We start from the raw sequence: 18,695 nt of genomic DNA, 5'->3' as shown, positions 1-18,695 counted from the left end.
CAAGGCCTACGCCTTACCTATCTCAAGAGCTTGCACAAATATGAAATTCGCGTCTTTCTGCCAGGCCCTGTCCAATTGGGCCGGCAGCTCAAAAACCTTTATCGCCGCCATTGTTCTGATCATCATCTGGGCGCTCACCGGCCCGGTCTTTCATTACAACGACACCTGGCAACTGATCATCAACACCTCGACCACGATCATCACGTTTCTGATGGTGTTCCTGATTCAGAACACGCAAAACCGCGACAACGATATCTTGCACCTGAAGATCGACGAACTGATTCGCGCCACCAAGGACGCGCAAAACGCCACGTTGGGGCTGGACAAAATGGGCACACGTGAACTGCGAAAATTGCGCAAGCACTACAGATCGCTCGGTGAAGCCGATGAGATCGACGTCGAGTCGACTGCACAGTAAACACAAGCGGTGATCTGCAATGCTTGCCCGACGTTGTTCATGCAGGGTGCAGAAGGCTTTTCCCCATATTCCTCGCAGACCATTGATCCAGCGCGGTCAAGGGTAGCGTCACGAGTTGGCACAGCTAATGCGCGCCTGGGCCAAGCCAAACTCGATGAACCCGGCGCGCAAATGGAAGCCATGAAGGCGAGCCACAAGAAAGACATGGCGGCCGGCAGTATGGCTGCGTAATGCTCTGAAGCTGTTCCGGGCCCGGCATTTTGCCGGGCTTTTTTTTGCGGTCGATGGCCTGCCCCAGGTCTTGGTGGCTTAGAATTGCCGACTTTTGCCGCAAGGGATTTGCATATGCAACGCATCGTCATTCTGGGCAACTCCGGCAGTGGAAAGTCCACCTTGGCCCGGGAAATCGGCCAGCGTCTGGACGTGCCCGTTGTTCACCTTGATCCGCTGTTCTGGGAACCCGGTTGGGTCGAACCGGATGACGAGGCTTTCCGTGAGCGGGTACGACAAGCCATCGCCGGTGATGCCTGGGTATGCGAGGGCAACTATTCCCGACGCACCTTCGATCTGCGCCTGCCCCGTGCAGACCTGATTATCTGGCTCGAAACACCGCGCCTGACCTGCCTGCGACGGGTTATCACGCGCAGCGCAATGAACCGGCCACGCCCGGATCTTCCGGCAGGATGCACCGAACGAATGGATAAAGCCTTTCTGGTCCTTCTGAAATATGTCTGGCACTTTGACCGAGTCAATCGCCCAGCCAGCGAGGCCAGACGAATGGCGATAGCACCGCAGATTCCGGTTATTCACCTGAGTGGGACGCGGCAGATTTCGGTGTTTTTGGCGGGTCTGAACAAATCAGCACCTGGTCACAGGATCGACAGCGATATCGTTACTGGCGAGGCTGAATGATGTCGCGACTTGAGCTTGTGAGTATTGATCTAAGTGAAGTGCAAAGTAGCCAGGCACTCCATGGCATGTTGAAAGAAGCCCTCGGATTCCCCGACTGGTACGGCTGCAACTGGGATGCTTTTTCCGGGCGCCTGCCCAGCGAGGCGGCACTGCTGAAAAAATGTCTGGCACACATGGCGAGCGAGTATCCAGAATCAGCGCCCGCTGTAGCGTTCGACTGAAGATTCAATTCATGGGCTACAGCTCGAAAAGGAAGTCATCTCATGTTTGAACGCAACAAACTGGTTCCCGAGCTCATGGTTACCCACCTGGATAACAGCTTGGCTTTCTGGGTGTCATGCCTTGGTTTCAGCATTGCTTATCAGCGTGCGGAAGATGGCTTCGCTTATCTGGATCTGAACGGCGCTCAAGTCATGCTGGAGCAGATTGATCCGAACGCTCGTCAATGGCTGACCGCTGCGCTGAGCAAGCCATTTGGCAGAGGCATCAACCTGCAGATTGATGTCGAGGCTGTGGGGCCCGTCATCCGCAAACTTGGCGAAGCAGGCTTTGCACTTTACCGGGAATGCCGGGACACCTGGTATCGGGCTGATACGGTAGAAGTGGGTCAACGCGAATTCATCGTTCAGGATCCGGATGGTTATCTGGTAAGGCTGGTAGAGCGCCTGGGTGAACGGCGAATCAGTTCAGCCTGAAAGCTCATCATTACTCCGTCTCGCGTACTCCTGCGCGCCCTTCAAAACTCAAGGAACGTGACTCACCATGGACGACACCATCACCTACCGCATCGCAACCGCTGAAGACGCACTGACCATGTGCGAGTTGGGCCAGTTGCTCAACGCCGTACACTACGCTGCCCGTCCCGATATTTATGCTGCCGCCACCGAAGACTTCTCACGCGACCTGCCACATTGGTCGGGCATTTTCGAGAAGCCGGATCAAGTAGCTTTTATCGCGCACGTCGGCGATCAGGCCGCCGCATTCATTACGGCCAGCCTGTCAGCCAGTTCGCCACCGCTGATGCAGCCGCAAAAGGTTGTGCGCATCGGCTCGGTGTGTGTCGCCGAGCGGTTTTCCGGAAAAGGCATTGGTCGGGCGCTGATGCAACTCGTCAGGGATTGGGCGATTGAACATGACGCACAGGATTTGCGCCTGACAGTCTGGCCGTTCAATGAACGTGCGGCGCGCATGTATGCCGAGTTCGGTTTCGAGAACCGCGCAGTTGAAATGGGCATGCGTCTGGTATGAGCAGGCAACGCCGACTCGTGATGATCGTCCTCGGTTTAGTGGTGTTTTACATGGGACTGTGGGCGGCGTCCCAGTGGTGGGAAAAGGCGCTGGCCATCCCTTACGGTGACGCTGATATCAGCCCCGATGGCTGCGTCCGGGTCCAGGCATTCAGGCCTTATTGGGTGTTGCCAAACTCCTTTCATCCTCAGTTCCACCCGGACGATCCGCAAGATCTGTCCTGGTTCGTTCGATGGGAGAGCCCGGCGTTTTTCCGCTTATACGATAATCGTGACGGGCAATTGCTCGGTGAGAGCGAGACCTACGACCTGACGGCGCATGGCGCGCCAGTGTCCTGGGGCTCCAGAGGCCACCCCACCGTAATGGTCGGTCTGATCCAGATTGGTGATCTCCCGCCCGACTGCGCGCGTAACCGGCCGTATTGATCACCCCGCAAATGCAGATGGCAAATCGCGTCTACGCTCACTCGGTTCCGGGTGAGGGCATTGGTTAATGGAAGAAGCGCGGCCCCCGACGATCAAGCTGTTCGGGACTTTATTGCGATGTGAGCAATTGATGTTGCCTGCACCCCGGCCATGCGTCAGGATGCCTGCCCTTTTGGGCCAGAGACAGCGACGCTTCCTTATGCGACTCTCTGGCCAATGCGCTCGAGAAGCCCTTCAATCGCCGATATCCAACAGACAAACCGAGTCGTCAACATGAACCGTCAGAAAAAACTGAAGCAGTTGTTCAGGGAAAAAGCCAAAAAGGCCAGCGCGAAACTGGCCCCGAAAAAGGAAAAGTACATCAGCAAGGCTGACCGCCTGAAGATGGCTGAGGAAACTGTCGCCGAGCCAGTCGTTTCGACTGATAGCTGAGGCATAGCCCCAACGGCCCCAATCGATCTTGATCACCACCTTGCCGAACGCCCCTTTCGCAAGATGCTCGTACGCTTGGCGGGCTTGCTCGAACGGATATACCTGATCGATAACCGGGCGGATCTTGTGTTCGTTTGAGCGCGGCAATCGGCAGCGTTGCCGCTTCTTCGTCGCTCATGTTGGCGGGCGCGCCGACGGCGCTGTCGGGTATTTTTCGCCCAGCGTCTGCAACGTACGCTCGATGCCTTCAGCGAAGGCCGACTTCAAATCGCCCGACTGACGCGCCGCATCACCGCATAACGCCGCCAGGGTGCAACCCGTGGAGCGCCCATCGCGTGATCCCTGGATTTTGCACACGATCTGCGCGATTTCGACGTGGTATTGAACAGCCTCGCAGATCGAAAGGCAAAGTCACCATTCAATAGGCGTACTGAAAAGAATGTCACTCGAACTCTCGCGAATGCCTCAAGATTTTGAGGCTTTCGCGGCAGGCAATCCCTGCGTGTTGGTTACTTCAGATTGTTCTGAAAGAAGGTAGCCAACTTGTCGAAAGGAATCAGATTGACACGATCATAGAGGTCTACATGGCCAGCGCCCGGGATGATAACCAGCTCCTTGGGTTGTCCGGCGAGCTTGTAGGCCTCCTCGCTGAACTCCCTTGAGTGCGCATCAGCGCCGGCAATGAACAACATCGGGCGCGGAGAAATCGTCTCGATATCATTAAACGGGTAGAAGTTCATGAACTTGATGTTGCTCGTCAGAGTCGGGTGCGTCGTCAACTCTTTAGAGGAACTGGACGGTGTGTACTCGCCGCGAGGTGTGCGGTAGAAGTCATAGAACTCGCGTTGAATGGGATGAGTGTTTTCATCCAGTTGATGTACCGTGCCGCTGGTGTAAGCGGTTTTACCCCCAGCGAACTCGACATCACGCTGCTGTGCCGCTTGCGCGATCATCGCCTTGCGTTGCTCAAGCGTTTGCGAGTGCTTCAAACCATTGCGATTGGCTGCGCCCATGTCATACATGCTGACCGTTGCGATGGCTTTCATGCGCGGGTCGATCTTGGCCGCGCTGATGACGAAACTGCCGCTGCCACAGATGCCGATTGCGCCAATGCGTTCCTTGTTGACGAAAGTCTGTGCACCGAGAAAGTCCACTGCCGCACTGAAGTCTTCGGCGTAGATGTCCGGCGAAACAGCATTGCGCGTACGCCCCTCGCTTTCACCCCAGAACGACAGATCCAGTGACAGGGTCACGAAGCCCTTCTCGGCCATTTTCGTGGCATAGAGGTTAGCGCTCTGCTCCTTGACCGCGCCCATCGGGTGGCCGATAACAATCGCCGGGCTCTTCGATTTTGCGTCGAGGTTTTTCGGGATAAACAGATTCCCCACCACATTCATTTGATATTGGTTTTTGAAGGTGACCTTCTGCACCGTCACTTTTTCGCTGGTGTAAAAATTATCTGCGCCGTTGGACATATCGGCTCCTGTTGCTGAGAGTGAACTGACAAGAAGCGTTAATAGAACAATGAATTTTTTCATTGGAATCCCTGTTGATTCGGATTGATCAGTCTTTAGAGAACATCACGCGCACATCCCCTCGCCCTAGCGCCTGAGCCAAGTCAGCGATGTCATCCACACGCCCGACCCGGGTGTAGGCGTACGTTGAGTTAAACGTTGAATAAAAAACCACCAGCGTATCCGCGCCATACAACATCAAATCACCGCTGTGGATTGTTCCTGGTTTGCTCGCGTTGGCAGGTAAAGTTTCTGGAAGGCTGGCGTGCTTCTCATTGCCGTTGAGATCACTCATCTCGATTGTTAACGGCAGTAGCCTGGCAAACGCGCCAGCGGCGGCGTTGTCAGCCAAAGTGATAGCGAAGCGTTGTTCCCCGACGGTCATCCACATGCGAGATTTCTCCGGTTTTAAAGACGCCGACGCGGCATCACCTACAGCGACGTAACCGCCCAGCACGAGCATTGCAGACAGCAAACCAAGCCAGCGAAGTGCTCTCATTGCCCATCTCCCGTAAAGTTGAATGTCTCAAGCGGATTGCGATATTGGGGACCGTGATGTCATTAACGTCACGAATGCGGCAAGCAGCAGCACGCCTGCGCTAAACACGAAAGTGCTCTGATAGCCGCCATGATCGAAAAGCAGCCCGCCGATGTTTGAGCCCAGGGCGATGGCCAGTTGAATCACCGCCACCATCAAGCCTCCCCCGGCCTCGGCATTGTTGGGTAAGGCCTGCGCGATCCAGCTCCACCATCCGACTGGCGCCGCGGTGGCCAACAACCCCCAAAAGCCAAGCAGTGCGGCAACGACTACGACCGAGGCGCCAAACGGAATCAGTGCAAAAGCAATCAACGCCATCAGCACCGGTATGGCTATCAATGTCCGGAAGAGACCGCGCCGTAAAAACGGGCCGATGATCAGAGTGCCGATAAAGCCTGCTACTCCGATCACCAACAGGATCAGCGACAGTGTGGATACATCGACACGCGTCACCGTTTCGAGGAAAGGTCGCAGGTAGGTAAACAGGGCGAACTGACCCATGAAAAAGGCGCCGCATCCGGCCATGCCGATTGCGACAGATCGGTTCTTCAACAGCTTCAAGGCATTGCCCGTTCCCGACGTGCGCGGCGCTACCTTCATGGTCGGCAGGCTGATCCACAGCCAGATGAAGGCAATCGTTGCTACGGGTACCAGACAAAAAAACGCGCCGCGCCAACCGATGATCGAGCCCAGATAGCTGCCCAGCGGTGCGGCGATCACGGTAGCCAACGCATTGCCGCCATTGAAGATGGCCAAGGCTTTGGGCACCTGCGAGGCGGGTACCAGTCGCATCGCGGTCGCAGCGGACATCGACCAAAAACCACCAATGACCACACCGATCAAGGCACGACCGACCATGTAAGTCAGATAGTTAGGGGCCAGTGCGACGATCGCGCCGGAAGCGGCCATCAACCCTGCCAATGCCATCAGCAAAATCTTGCGATTAAGGGTCCCGGCCATCCAGGAGAGGGTCAGGCTGCTTAACACGGCAAATGCCCCGGAGATCGCAATGCCCTGCCCGACCATCCCTTGCGTCACCTGAAGATCATCGGCCATCGGCGTCAGCAGACTGACCGGCATGAACTCCGACGCGATCAGCGCAAAGACACAAAGCGTCATTGCAAAGACGCCGCTCCAATGAGCAGGCGCATTCTGGGGAGCGGAGACAGCGACCATTGGGGCCTCATTAGCATTCATATTCATGCCGACAATGGTGACGAGTGAACGCGAGCGCGACTAGCTAATGAATACTTAACAAGGTTATAAGCTCAGCTAATCAATCGACTGTGACGGCGTTTACAAAATGGTCAGAAGAAATCTCAACGATCTGCTGTCGTTCGTAACGGTGGCGCGCGAAGGCAGTTTTACGCGCGCGGCAGGCGTACTGGGCGTCACGCAGTCTGCCCTGAGTCAGGCCATCAGCGGTCTGGAAGCACGTCTGCAAATCAGGTTGTTGACGCGAACCACACGCAGCGTTTCGCCGACCGCAGCCGGCGAAAGGCTATTGCAGGCGATCGGCCACCGCTTCGATGAAATCGAAACGGAACTGGATATCCTGACGGATCTGCGCGACAAGCCGGCCGGCACGGTACGCATCACCTGCGGCGATCACGTTTTGCGGACAACACTCCTTCCAAAACTCACCGCATTGCTACACGAATACCCTGATATCAATGTCGAGTTCGACGTCAATTACGGGTTCAGAGACATCGTGGCGGATCGTTTTGATGCAGGTGTGCGTCTTGGGGATACCATCGACAAAGACATGGTCGCCGTTCCGATAGGGCCGCCCTTACGCATGGCCGTCGTCGCCTCGCCAGCGTACTTCACCGCGCACGAGCGCCCGAAAAATCCACGAGACCTGATGAACCACAACTGCATCAATCAGCGTATGCAGACATCTGGCGGGCTCTATGTGTGGGATTTCGAGCGGCGCGGCAAACAAGTGAACGTGCGCGTAGACGGCCAGCTCATTTTCAACACGTCGACCCACATCGTCTATGCCGCTTTGGCCGGGCTGGGCATTGCCTACCTTCCCGAAGAGGAGTTTGAACCGCATCTGCAGGAAGGCCGGCTCGTGCGGGTTCTGGAAGACTGGTGCTTACCATTTTCTGGATATTACTTGTACTACCCCAATCGCCGGCAACCTTCGCCTGCATTTACATTGGTTGCGAATGCGCTGCGCGAAAGGGTTTAGTGGGGGGCGGGCTTTGGATAAGGTTGAGATAGCCGGATAGCCGCTGATAATCAGTGGTGACCGACACACTTGTCGCCACTGATTCGATCTGCTTATTCATTGTTTTACGGCCGGAAGCTTTCGGCCAAAATCGGACAGTGATAGAAAATAAATCTGTCGCCTTTCGATCGTCTTTTTTGGTCGTGGGTTGTGAGCAGTGGCAATTGCGGGCAACGTTGTACCGCTCGGTTATCACGACTTTAAAAATAAGGATGGGTCATGAAACTCAAGGAATGGGCTCAACTCGAGGCCCTTTATAAATTCAGTCGTAAACAACCCAATAAACACATATTCAAGCTCCACAATGCTCGCAAGTTGTGGCCAATGTGGTCAGCTGTAGGGTCAACCGCATTGCTTTTTGTGTTCGCAATGTTCGGCATCAAGAACCCAACGCTAATTCCTTACACCTACATGGCACTGGCTCCTTGGGCTCTTCTGCTCTATGTCACGCGCCTTAAGGCATTGCGCATGGTTTACCCGCAGCAGTTTGCAGATCACGCGATTGACCAGCAGCCGAGCCTGGAACGGGAAAACACCCTTTGTTATGCCTTCTTTCTGGAGGGATTGCGCAAGGAGGGCTACACGGTAGAGAAACTACGCGAGTTGTCAGCTTATGCGGGCCTGACCGGAAAACCCGCCAGGCCTGCTTTATCCCAGAACCTGAGTTTCGCCTCTCTGATCGCCCTGATGATCGCGTTGTGCACGGAAATTATTAAAGCCACGCCTTTGTTCACATGGGGCAAGGGCTCGGTGATCGTGGTGCTGGGTATGGGCGCACTGTTCTTGAACTGGCTGGTACTGGACGGTATTCGCAGCGTTTCCTATGAGCGGATGTGCATAAAACGCTATGTCGAAATGGCCGTTTTCGACTTGGGTGAACTTCTTGAGAAGACCGCCGAGGTACCTGTGGAGCAGCAGATACCGGTGGTGTTGAGCATCGCAGAACGAGACAGTAGCGTCAGCCCTGTCGCTAATTTGTCCTAGCTTTTTGGCTGCGGGGTAAATGCAGCCTTTTCAAGGTATTTAGGTAGAACAGGCAATAAGTAACCTGTGGCGAGCGGGCTTGTCCCGCGTTGGGTTGCGAAGCAGCCCCAAAACCAGCAGTCGAAGAGTGCCTGACTCGACGCATTCTTTCTTTTGGGGTCGCTTCGCAACCCAACGAAAAGGGGACAGATTTATTTACGGCTCCTCAGTCCGCTTCTGGCCGAAACCACCCACCCATTCCCTGCTAATCTCCCCCCATGAAAATCGCCATCATCTCCGACACCCACGGCCTCCTCCGTCCCGAAGCCCTCACCGCCATCCAAGGCTGCGACCTCATCCTCCACGCTGGCGACATCGGCAGTCCCGAAATCCTCGATCATCTATCCCAAATAGCCCCCGTCCACGCCGTGCGCGGCAACAACGACCTCGACCTCCCTTGGGCTGCCAACATCCCCGACCACCTCAGCCTCGACCTCAACGGCTGGCAAACCCTGTTGATTCACGACATCGCCGACGTCCCTGCCCGCCTCGCCTCCCATACCCGGCTCATCATTACCGGCCATTCCCACAAGCCTTTAATCGAATGGCGCGACAACCGCCTCTACCTGAACCCTGGCAGCGCCGGTCGCCGTCGTTTCAAACTCCCCGTGACGCTGGCCCTGCTCGAGGTGCGTGCAGACGCACTGGAACCGCAGCTGATCCACCTCCTGCCCTGAAACTTTTCCGCTTCATCCGGCTCGATCACCTAACCTCATAGACTGTGTGTTCCCTTCGAGCCCGTCCTACCCATGCGTAACACCATGAAGTCGTTGTTTCTGGTCGCTTTCATGCTGCTCGTTCCCGACAGTCTTTCGCTGTGGGCTGCGGATCTGCCGGCGCCTTCCGCGACGGCTGCGGCGCCGTTGCCGGCGATTAATCAAAGTGATCTGCAAGCGCTGCAACAACGTCTCGATGCGCTCAAGCAGCAGATCTCGTCGGCGAACAATTTCAATCAGCTCGAAGGGCCGCAGGATCGGGTTCAGGCTTTTATGCTGGATGTTGATCGGCTAACGACGTCGTTGTTGCCGCAGCAGGCACAGTTGGCGGTGCAGTTGGGGGTGTTGGGCGCGGCACCGGATGTCGAGGCGGCGGCGGAGCAGGCAGATATCGTCGCGCAGCGGGCGGCGCTGACGGAGCAGAAAAACAAGATCGATGGCACGCTGAAGAGTCTGGCGGCGTTGAAACAGAGTGCGGCGGATTTGATCACGCAGATCGCCGGTATCCGCCGTACGCTGCTTGAGAGCGAATTGACGCTGCGCACCCTGAGTGTGCTGAATCCGGATTTCTGGGCGCCGCTGGTCAATCCTTCAGAGAGTGATGCCCAGCGTTTCAATTATTTCTCCGACCAGATCCGCAAAACCTGGGCGACGGTATGGGCGCCGGGTGAGTACTTTTTCACGCTGGTGCTCATGCTGATCGCATGGCTGGTGTGGACGCTCGGACGGCGGCTGGCCGAGCGAGGGCTGACGTGGGTGTGTATTCACCGCATGCCGGAGGGGCGCTTGCGGCGCAGTGCGCTGGCGTTTGCATCCGCGCTGGCGACCATCGTCACCACCACCCTCGCCTTGCATTTGCTGTTCTATGCCCTGACTCGGCAAGCGCCGTTGACGCCAATGCTGACAACGTTCTCCGAAGAGTTCGAGAAAGTCGTCTATGCCTGTGTGCTGATCACAGGTTTGAGCCGCGCGCTGTTGGCGACGGAGCATCCGTCGTGGCGTTTGCCAGCGATTGCCGATGAAGTGGCGCTAGCCCTCAAGCCCTATCCGCGCATCTTGTCCTGCACATTGCTGGTGTTGGTGACGCTGGTGCAGGTCAGCAATGCGACGGCAATGAGCAGCAAGATTGTGCTGGCCGGCCGTGGCGTGGTCGCCATGGTGGTCATGGCGATCATCGTGACGATGCTGTTGCGTGTTGGCAAAGTGCGCAAGGCCTTGGCTGCGGCTCATGACCCGCAGACGAGCAGCACCTTCGCCGGAGTGATTTTCACCGTCGCCAGCATTTCAATGGTTGTTTCGACGGTCGCGCTGCTGACCGGTTACGTGTCGCTGGCCCGCTTCGTCACGTATGAACTGGTGTGGGCGTACATCGTGCTTGCTGGGTTCTACCTGTTGATTCAGGTGGTCAAGGACGGTTGCGAGTTCGCGTTTTCGCCCAGGTATTCAAGCGGCAAGGCGCTTGAGCATCTGTTCGGGATTGGTGATCGGCGGCTGGATCAGATCGCCATCCTGATATCCGGCATCAGCCGCGCCGTGCTGTTGCTGTGCGCGGTGATCACGCTGTTTGTCGGCGGCATCGGCACCACGCTCGGGCAGTTGACAAGCAACATCCTGGCGATCCTCGGCGGCGCCGGGTTGCGCAAGCTGAACATTGTTCCCGCTCATCTGCTCAACGCGGTGTTGGCGCTGCTGATCGGCATCTGGTTGATCCGCGCCCTGCGCCGCTGGCTGGACAACGAGTTCCTGCCCAAGACCGACATGGACCCAGGCATGTGCGCGTCGCTGAGCACGCTGTTTTCCAATATCGGTTACGCGTTGGTGATCCTGCTGACACTGTCGTCGCTCGGCGTGCAGTGGACCAATCTGGCGTGGATCGTCAGCGCACTGTCGGTGGGCATCGGTTTCGGTTTGCAGGAGATTGTGAAGAACTTCGTCTCGGGCCTGATTCTGCTCACCGAGCGCCCGGTGAAGGTCGGCGATCTGATCAGCATCAGCGGCGTCGAGGGCGACATCCGCCGGATCAATGTGCGCGCCACGGAAATCCAGCTCAGCGACCGCTCGATCGTGATCGTGCCCAACTCGCAACTGATCTCGCAGAACCTGCGCAACGTCACCCTCGGCGGCAGTGCCCAGGGCGTGGCGTCGCTGGAGTTGATGTTCCCGCTGGATATCGATCCCGAGGAGGTCAAAGAGCTTCTCCTCAACACCTACTGCGAGAACGAAAACATCCTCGACAAGCCGGCGCCGTTTGTGCGCTTCAGCCATTTGTCGCCGGACGGGATTACGTTGACGGTGACGGGGTATGTCGGCAGCCCGAGGATTGTCGGGGTGACCAAGAGTGATTTGCTGTTCGAGGTGCTCAAGCGGTTGGGCGCGGCAGGGATTGCGCTGGCGAAGCCGGCGTCGAGTGCTTGATCACAGATTCCCGGATATTTAAAGAATCTGCGCCAGACGCCGATCACTGTAGGAGTGAGCCTGCTCGCGGTGAGGGCATTTAGCGGCTGGGGCCTGCTCCGCAGTCCATCGGGGGATGAATCCTCGCCACCATGCGGACACGAATAGAAATACTCACTCGCATTTTGTCCTTGTGGCCCGTAATCACCAGCCCTTATAAAACCAGCCTTTCCGTAACGAAATATTAGGACACGAACATGAGCGACACCTGGAACGAAGGGTATTTCACCGACGAAGGCTACACCTACAGCTATAGCCGGGAAATCAATCCTGTCTTCCAGCGTTATTGCTTGTTGCTGCGCGGCTTTGCCAGCCTGGAATCGAGCGAAAGCTTTCATTGCGAACTGGGCTTCGGCCAAGGCGTATCGATCAATATCCATGCCGCCGCCAACCCCGGTTCCTATGTGGGTACAGACTTCACACCGTCCCAGGCCGCCTTTGCCAGTACGCTCGCCAGCGATTGGAACAGCGATGCCCGGCTGTATGACGACAGCTTCGCGCAACTACTGGCCCGCAATGACTTGCCGCAATTCGACAGCATCAGCCTGCATGGCATCTGGACCTGGGTCAGTCGCGACAACCAGCAACTGATCGTCGAGTTTGCCCGTCGCCATCTGAAACCGGGTGGAATGCTGTACGTCAGTTACAACTGCTTCCCCGGCTGGTCGCCCGCAGCGCCACTGCGCAACCTGTTCAGCCTGCATGATCGCTTCACCAAGTCGGCGTCTGCCGGCCCGGATCAGCGTATTGACGCCGCTCTGCAATTCTCTGAAGCGCTGTTGGCCGCTAATCCCAACTACGCCAGCTCAGTGCCGAACCTGGATGCCAAACTTCAGAGCATCAAGGGGCAGAATCGCCAGTACATCGCCCATGAATACTTCAATCGCAGCTGGGATTGCATGTATTTCACTGACGTGGTCGACGCCATGGCCCCCGCCAAACTCGACTACGTCACCACCGCTGTGCCGCTGGATTCGGTCGACCCGCTCAACCTCAGGCCCGAGGGCATGGATTTCCTGGAAGGGATCGAGCATCCGATCATGCGCGAACAGGCGCGTGACTATTTCGTCAATCAGAGTTTCCGACGTGACCTCTACGTGCGCGGCGCCACCCGGCTGTCCACCGCAGAGCAGCGCCAGGCATTGTTCAATACCCGCTTCATCCTGCTGCAAGCGCCAGAGAGCGTACCTGTCCACGTTCGCGGCCCTGCGGGTGAAGCCTCGCTACAGACGGAGATTTACGCCCCGGTACTTGAAGCGCTGGCAGCCAACGACTATGCACCGAAAACCTTGCGCCAGTTGTCAGCCGCCGCGTCCTCGCTGGCATCTGACGATGTGCTGCAGGCGCTTAACGTGTTGATCGGCATGAGTGCCGTGGCACCGTGCCAGAGCGAAGCTGCAGAGAAAGGCGTGCAGGCGCGTTGCAACGACCTGAATCTGGAACTGTGCAAACGCTCTCTGCTGAACGACAAGATCCAAGTGTTGGCCAGCCCGGTGACCGGCGGCGGCATCACCGTCAGTCGTTTCGAACAGCTGTTCCTGATAGCGATCAAGCATGGCCAGGAACACCCCGCCGAATGGGCACAACTGGCGTGGGCCATCCTCGGCGAACAAGGCGAAGTCCTCGTCAGGGACGGCGCGCCGCTGGCGAGCGCCGAAGAGAACATCGCTGAGCTGACGCTGAGTGCCCAAGTATTTGCCAGTAACAAACTGGTGATTCTCAGAGCGTTGAACATCGTCTGACAGGCACACGCGCGCAGAAGTATCGCTCATGAAAAAACCGGCTGAAGAGGCCGGTTTTTTTGTCACTAAAGGTTCGGTTTCGTTCGCGGCAACCGCATTAGCACCTTCGCAGCTCAAATCATTTGCACTTGGCCAACACCACCTGACAAGTATTCGGCGTGCCGCCTGAGCGACCGGCATAACGAATACAGTTGTTCATGGATTTCTGCCGCGCCATGTTCAGGCTTGAGCCCCAGGCCAGACCGCCCTCGCCCACCGTCGGCAACGCCTTGGCGTAGCAACTGTCGCCTACGCCGGAGGGCGGATAGTGTTTGCGGTTCGAGCAGCCGGCGCTCAGCGTCAGGCTGAAAACGACGAGCGCTGGCAAGAGCCACTGCGAGCATCGGTGCCAATGTGTTCCGATCATCGCTTCGCTCCTGTAGCAAGAGGGTTTTGACTCATTCAGTCTAGGTGCACCGGGATGTTCGTGGCCTGGCGATACTGGCGCGGGGTGAAACCGGTCGAAGCCTTGAACTGGCGGGTAAAGGCGCTGTGATCGGTGTAGCCACATTGCAGTGCAACCTCGGTGATCGGCAGGTCGTTGTGCAACAGCCGATGCGCATGTTCCAGCCGTACTTTCTGGATCATCTGTCGTGGCGTCAGGTGGAATACCCGTTTGCAGTAGCGCTCCAGTTGCGCCACTGAAATGCCCGCAATGCGAGTGAGTTCGCCCAGCGTGACGCGCCGATTGAAGTGCTTGCGGATGTGCTCGTCGACCGCGGCAAGTCGCTGGAATGCCGGATGCGTTTCAGTGGCCGACTGCAAATCGACCGAGATCCCGGCCAGCCCGATGATCGCACCATCACCGTTGTACAACGGGTGTTTGTGGGTCAGGCACCAACCCGGTTCGCGGCTGCCGTACAGATGCAGCTCGAGCTGATCCTCCAGCACGAAGCCCTGCTCCAGCACTTTGCGATCCTGTTCCGTATAGCCCGGCCCCAGTTGCGCCGGGAAGACCTGCGCGCTGGTTTTCCCCAGCATTGGCCGCAGATCCTTCAAGCCACAACGCTGCACCAGCGTGCGGTTGGCCAGCACATACCGGGCCTTTACATCCTTGATGAAAATCGCCGCATTGGGAATCAGGTCGAGCATCGGCAACAGCGGCGCCGCGCCGGCCAGGAGCGCTTCCAGCGTTTGCGGGCGATTGCCTTGACCCTCCTGGCACAGGATTGAAAGCGCGTTGTACATCGAAGGTTTCTCCCTGTTCGCAGGTCGGCCGTGGGGCAGCCGCCTGCAGATTGCAGCAACGTCTGCGCCGTGTCGAGTGACGCCGTGCATCCACGCAACTGTGCCGATTTCGTCATCAATCGCACCGCAAAACATCAATCGCGCCAATGCCGATGAGTTCAAAGTCTGGCCGTCCCAGTGACACAACTGCCTATCCAATAACTCACAAGAAGGCAACGCCATGTCTGGTCAAGGCAAGTTCAAAAAACAGCTATCACTGATTGATCTCACGTTTATCGGCCTCGGTGCGATTTTCGGCTCGGGCTGGTTGTTCGCGGCCAGTCATGTGTCCGCCATCGCCGGGCCGGCGGGGATTTTTTCCTGGCTGCTGGGCGGCTTCGCCGTGTTGCTGCTAGGCATCGTTTATTGCGAACTCGGCGCCGCACTGCCACGCGCCGGCGGCGTGGTGCGTTATCCGGTTTACTCCCACGGGCCGCTGCTCGGTTACCTGATGGGCTTCATCACCCTGATCGCGTTTTCCAGTCTGGTGGCAATCGAGGTGGTTGCCTCGCGCCAATACGCGGCAGCGTGGTTTCCCGGCCTGACCAAAAGCGGCAGCAGTGACCCGACCTTGCTCGGCTGGCTGGTGCAGTTTGGCCTGCTCTGCCTGTTCTTCGTGCTCAACTATCGCAGCGTGAAGACATTTGCCAAGGCCAATAATCTGGTGAGTGTTTTCAAGTTCATCGTGCCGCTGCTGGTGATCGGCGTGCTGTTCACTTTCTTCAAACCGGAGAACTTTCAGGTACAAGGTTTTGCGCCTTTCGGCCTGTCGGGTGTGGAGATGGCGGTCTCGGCAGGCGGGATCATCTTTGCCTATTTGGGGCTGACTCCGATCATCTCGGTGGCCAGTGAAGTGAAGAATCCACAGCGCACGATTCCCATCGCACTGATCCTTTCGGTGTTGCTGTCGACCCTGATTTACGTACTGCTGCAAATGGCTTTCCTGGGCAGCATTCCGACAGAAATGCTGGCCAACGGCTGGGCCGGTGTCAGCAAGGAATTTGCCCTGCCGTACCGCGACATCGCGCTGGCACTGGGCGTGGGCTGGTTGGCCTACCTGGTGGTCGCCGACGCGGTGATCTCGCCGAGCGGCTGCGGCAACATCTACATGAACGCAACGCCACGGGTGATCTACGGCTGGGCGCAGACCGGCACATTTTTCAAGGTCTTCACCCACATCGATGAAAAGTCCGGTATTCCGCGCCCGGCGCTGTGGCTGACGTTTGCGCTGTCGGTGTTCTGGACCCTGCCGTTCCCGTCGTGGGAAGCGTTGATCAACGTGGTCTCCGCCGCATTGGTGTTGAGCTACGCCGTGGCGCCGGTGACGGTGGCGGCGCTGCGCCGCAATGCGCCGGACATGCCACGACCGTTCCGGGTCAAGTACATGGGCGTGCTCGGGCCGGTGTCGTTCATCATTGCTGCGCTGATCGTCTACTGGTCCGGCTGGAACACCGTTTCGTGGCTGCTTGGCCTGCAAATCCTGATGTTTGTCGTGTATCTGCTGTGCGGCCGCTTCGTGCCAACCGCGCACCTGAGCCTGGCCCGCCAGGTCCGTTCTTCTGCGTGGTTGATCGCCTTTTACGCAGTCACCATCGTGCTATCGAAGCTCGGCACCTTCGGCGGCCTCGGCATTCTCGCCCACCCTTTCGACACAATCGTCGTGGCCGCGTGTGCCACCGGTATTTATTACTGGGGCGCCGCCACGGGCGTGCCGGCACACCTGCTGCGTCTTGAAGAGGGCGATGAAGAAAGCGAAGTCGCCTCCCCCGCTACCACCGTGAACGCGCGCCCTGCCGGCGCCTACTGAACTCAGCCAACGGGACACCTCTCATGAAACGAGTACACGTCATCGATTCCCACACGGGTGGTGAGCCCACGCGTCTGGTGATGAACGGCTTCCCCGAATTGCCCGGCAGCACCATGGCGCAAAAGCGCGATGCCCTGCGCAATCAGCATGATCAGTGGCGACGCGCCTGCCTGCTGGAACCGCGCGGCAACGAGGTGCTGGTCGGCGCGCTGTATTGCGCGCCGGTGTCGGCGGACGCCACCTGCGGCGTGATCTTCTTCAACAATGCCGGTTATCTCGGCATGTGCGGCCACGGCACCATCGGCCTGATCAACTCGTTGCAGTACCTGGGGCAGATCACTGCGGGCGTCCACAAGATCGACACACCCGTCGGTCCGGTCAGCGCGACCTTGCATGAAGACGGCATGGTCACGTTGGGCAACGTGCCGTCGTACCGCTACCGCCAACAGGTGCCGGTGGACGTGCCCGGTTTCGGCCGCGTGTCTGGCGACATCGCCTATGGCGGCAACTGGTTTTTCCTGGTGTCCGAGCACGGGCAAAACCTGTCGATGGACAACGTCGAGCACCTCACCGTCTACACCTGGGCGATGCTCAAGGCCCTCGAAGATCAGGGTATTTATGGTGAAGACGGTGCCGTGATCGACCACATCGAACTGTTCGCCGATGACCCCGACGCCGACAGCCGCAACTTCGTCATGTGCCCCGGCAAAGCCTATGACCGCTCCCCTTGCGGCACTGGCACCAGCGCCAAACTCGCGTGCCTGGCCGCCGACGACAAACTGCAGCCCGACGAGCGCTGGGTGCAGGCGAGCATCACCGGCAGCCAGTTCGAAGGCCGCTTTGAATGGCAAGGCGAACGCATTCGCCCGTACATCACCGGCCGCGCCTACATGACCGCCGACAGCACACTGTTGATCGACGAAACAGACCCGTTCGCGTGGGGCATCTGAGCCACCGCGCCGACTTTTCAACCCAATCCGAATGATGTGCCAAGGAGTTAAAACAATGAGCGACAACATCTTCACCGGTTGCATGCCGGCCCTGATGACCCCGTGCACCGCCCAGCGCAAACCGGATTTCGACGCACTGGTGGCCAAGGGTCGCGAGCTGATCGATATCGGCATGAGCGCTGTCGTGTACTGCGGATCCATGGGTGACTGGCCGCTGCTGACCGAAGCCGAGCGCCAGGAAGGCGTGGCGCGGCTGGTGGCCGCGGGCATCCCGACGATTGTCGGTACCGGTGCGGTGAATACCCGAGAGGCCGTTGCCCATGCAGCCCACGCGGCAAAAGTCGGCGCGCAGGGCTTGATGGTGATTCCACGCGTGCTGTCCCGAGGCGCTTCGGCCGCCGCGCAAAAGGCTCACTTCGCCGCGATTCTGCAAGCTGCGCCGAACTTGCCGGCGGTGATCTACAACAGCCCCTACTACGGCTTTGCCACCCGCGCCGAGCTGTTCTTCGAACTGCGCCGCGAGTACCCGAACCTGATCGGCTTCAAGGAATTCGGTGGCGGCGCCGACTTGCGTTACGCCGCCGAGAACATCACCTCCAAGGATGACGACGTGACCCTTATGGTCGGCGTCGACACCCAGGTGGTGCATGGCTTCGTCAACTGCAACGCCACCGGCGCGATCACTGGCATCGGCAATGCTTTGCCCCGCGAAGTGCTGCAACTGGTGGCCCTGAGCAAGCAAGCAGCGAAGGGTGATGCCAAGGCGCGGCGTCAGGCGCGGGAGCTGGAATCGGCACTGGCTGTGCTGTCGTCGTTCGACGAGGGCTGCGATCTGGTGCTGTATTACAAACACCTGATGGTGCTCAACGGCGACAAGGAATACACCCTGCATTTCAACGAAACCGATGCGTTGAGCGACTCCCAGCGCCGCTATGCCGAAAACCAGTACGCGCTGTTCCGCCACTGGTACGAAAACTGGTCGGCGGAGCAGAACTTCGCCTGACCCCAGGCTTT

Annotated in this window: 20 protein-coding genes and 2 pseudogenes; 15 read left to right on the top strand and 7 right to left on the bottom strand. The window is 58.1% G+C overall.

Features of this window, described 5'->3' with window-relative positions:
• Window positions 1-40 precede the first annotated feature (40 nt).
• From H8B20_RS26820 to H8B20_RS26790, 7 genes are all read left to right on the top strand, one after another.
• Window positions 41-418, top strand: coding sequence for a low affinity iron permease family protein (locus tag H8B20_RS26820; RefSeq protein WP_210625104.1), 378 nt, complete (start codon window positions 41-43; stop codon window positions 416-418).
• Window positions 419-763: 345 nt separating this feature from the next.
• The gene (locus tag H8B20_RS26815) at window positions 764-1,330 is read left to right on the top strand and encodes a P-loop NTPase family protein (protein WP_210625103.1); all 567 of its coding nucleotides are present in this window, start codon (window positions 764-766) and stop codon (window positions 1,328-1,330) included.
• A complete protein-coding gene (locus tag H8B20_RS26810; RefSeq protein ID WP_414704624.1) occupies window positions 1,327-1,551 on the top strand; it encodes a barstar family protein in 225 nt (74 codons plus the stop codon). Before H8B20_RS26815 ends, H8B20_RS26810 begins: the two co-directional genes overlap by 4 nt.
• 42 nt (window positions 1,552-1,593) lie before the next feature.
• Entirely contained in the window at window positions 1,594-2,025 is a 432-nt protein-coding gene (locus H8B20_RS26805) for a bleomycin resistance protein (protein ID WP_042558856.1), read from the top strand.
• A 67-nt stretch (window positions 2,026-2,092) separates the two neighbouring features.
• Entirely contained in the window at window positions 2,093-2,578 is a 486-nt protein-coding gene (locus H8B20_RS26800; protein WP_210625102.1) for a GNAT family N-acetyltransferase, read from the top strand.
• Complete coding sequence (locus H8B20_RS26795) at window positions 2,575-3,003, top strand: hypothetical protein (protein WP_228732769.1); 429 nt, start codon at window positions 2,575-2,577, stop codon at window positions 3,001-3,003. The genes H8B20_RS26800 and H8B20_RS26795 overlap by 4 nt, the downstream gene beginning before the upstream one ends.
• Window positions 3,004-3,276: 273 nt before the next feature.
• Entirely contained in the window at window positions 3,277-3,435 is a 159-nt protein-coding gene (locus tag H8B20_RS26790; RefSeq protein ID WP_115146881.1) for a DUF2986 domain-containing protein, read from the top strand.
• Window positions 3,436-3,459: 24 nt separating this feature from the next.
• Here the strand turns inward: H8B20_RS26790 and H8B20_RS26785 are convergent.
• From H8B20_RS26785 to H8B20_RS26765, 5 genes and pseudogenes are all read right to left on the bottom strand, one after another.
• Window positions 3,460-3,570 (bottom strand): annotated as a pseudogene (locus H8B20_RS26785) (zinc-binding dehydrogenase); the annotation flags it as partial.
• Window positions 3,571-3,624: 54 nt separating this feature from the next.
• Window positions 3,625-3,771, bottom strand: a pseudogene (locus tag H8B20_RS26780) (TetR/AcrR family transcriptional regulator); the annotation flags it as partial.
• Between the two features lie 173 nt (window positions 3,772-3,944).
• Complete coding sequence (locus tag H8B20_RS26775) at window positions 3,945-4,973, bottom strand: alpha/beta hydrolase (protein WP_210625101.1); 1,029 nt, start codon at window positions 4,971-4,973, stop codon at window positions 3,945-3,947.
• 25 nt (window positions 4,974-4,998) lie between these two features.
• Window positions 4,999-5,448, bottom strand: a complete 450-nt coding sequence (locus tag H8B20_RS26770) for a cyclophilin-like fold protein (RefSeq protein ID WP_210625100.1) — start codon at window positions 5,446-5,448, stop codon at window positions 4,999-5,001.
• Between the two features lie 27 nt (window positions 5,449-5,475).
• Entirely contained in the window at window positions 5,476-6,663 is a 1,188-nt protein-coding gene (locus H8B20_RS26765) for an MFS transporter (protein WP_210625099.1), read from the bottom strand.
• Between the two features lie 127 nt (window positions 6,664-6,790).
• Here H8B20_RS26765 and H8B20_RS26760 point away from each other — a divergent pair, with 127 nt between their 5' ends.
• The 5 genes from H8B20_RS26760 (at window position 6,791) to H8B20_RS26740 (ending at window position 13,658) form a co-directional block, all read left to right on the top strand.
• A complete protein-coding gene (locus H8B20_RS26760) occupies window positions 6,791-7,684 on the top strand; it encodes a LysR family transcriptional regulator (RefSeq protein ID WP_210625098.1) in 894 nt (297 codons plus the stop codon).
• Between the two features lie 258 nt (window positions 7,685-7,942).
• Window positions 7,943-8,707, top strand: coding sequence for a hypothetical protein (locus H8B20_RS26755; RefSeq protein WP_210625097.1), 765 nt, complete (start codon window positions 7,943-7,945; stop codon window positions 8,705-8,707).
• A 257-nt stretch (window positions 8,708-8,964) separates the two neighbouring features.
• The gene (locus tag H8B20_RS26750; RefSeq protein ID WP_210625096.1) at window positions 8,965-9,423 is read left to right on the top strand and encodes a metallophosphoesterase family protein; all 459 of its coding nucleotides are present in this window, start codon (window positions 8,965-8,967) and stop codon (window positions 9,421-9,423) included.
• A gap of 72 nt (window positions 9,424-9,495) precedes the next feature.
• The gene (locus H8B20_RS26745) at window positions 9,496-11,877 is read left to right on the top strand and encodes a DUF3772 domain-containing protein (protein WP_210625095.1); all 2,382 of its coding nucleotides are present in this window, start codon (window positions 9,496-9,498) and stop codon (window positions 11,875-11,877) included.
• A 236-nt stretch (window positions 11,878-12,113) separates the two neighbouring features.
• Entirely contained in the window at window positions 12,114-13,658 is a 1,545-nt protein-coding gene (locus H8B20_RS26740; protein WP_210625094.1) for a methyltransferase regulatory domain-containing protein, read from the top strand.
• A 118-nt stretch (window positions 13,659-13,776) separates the two neighbouring features.
• Here H8B20_RS26740 and H8B20_RS26735 read toward each other — a convergent pair whose 3' ends face one another.
• Entirely contained in the window at window positions 13,777-14,064 is a 288-nt protein-coding gene (locus H8B20_RS26735; RefSeq protein WP_210625093.1) for a hypothetical protein, read from the bottom strand.
• A gap of 35 nt (window positions 14,065-14,099) precedes the next feature.
• A complete protein-coding gene (locus H8B20_RS26730) occupies window positions 14,100-14,885 on the bottom strand; it encodes an AraC family transcriptional regulator (protein ID WP_210625092.1) in 786 nt (261 codons plus the stop codon).
• Window positions 14,886-15,105: 220 nt separating this feature from the next.
• On the opposite strand from H8B20_RS26730, the gene H8B20_RS26725 reads away from it, so the two are divergent.
• Genes H8B20_RS26725 through H8B20_RS26715 form a run of 3 tightly spaced genes read left to right on the top strand, consistent with a single transcriptional unit; the run spans window position 15,106 to window position 18,684 of the window.
• A complete protein-coding gene (locus tag H8B20_RS26725) occupies window positions 15,106-16,731 on the top strand; it encodes an APC family permease (RefSeq protein ID WP_210625091.1) in 1,626 nt (541 codons plus the stop codon).
• A 23-nt stretch (window positions 16,732-16,754) separates the two neighbouring features.
• Complete coding sequence (locus tag H8B20_RS26720; protein ID WP_210625090.1) at window positions 16,755-17,681, top strand: 4-hydroxyproline epimerase; 927 nt, start codon at window positions 16,755-16,757, stop codon at window positions 17,679-17,681.
• Window positions 17,682-17,736: 55 nt separating this feature from the next.
• The gene (locus H8B20_RS26715) at window positions 17,737-18,684 is read left to right on the top strand and encodes a dihydrodipicolinate synthase family protein (protein ID WP_042558840.1); all 948 of its coding nucleotides are present in this window, start codon (window positions 17,737-17,739) and stop codon (window positions 18,682-18,684) included.
• Window positions 18,685-18,695: the final 11 nt, after the last annotated feature.

This window comes from Pseudomonas sp. P42, assembly GCF_017973755.1.
GTDB classification, from domain to species: Bacteria; Pseudomonadota; Gammaproteobacteria; order Pseudomonadales; family Pseudomonadaceae; genus Aquipseudomonas; species Aquipseudomonas iridis.
The sequence above is the reverse complement of the archived record's forward strand: the minus strand, read 5'-3'. Positions and strand labels throughout refer to the sequence as shown.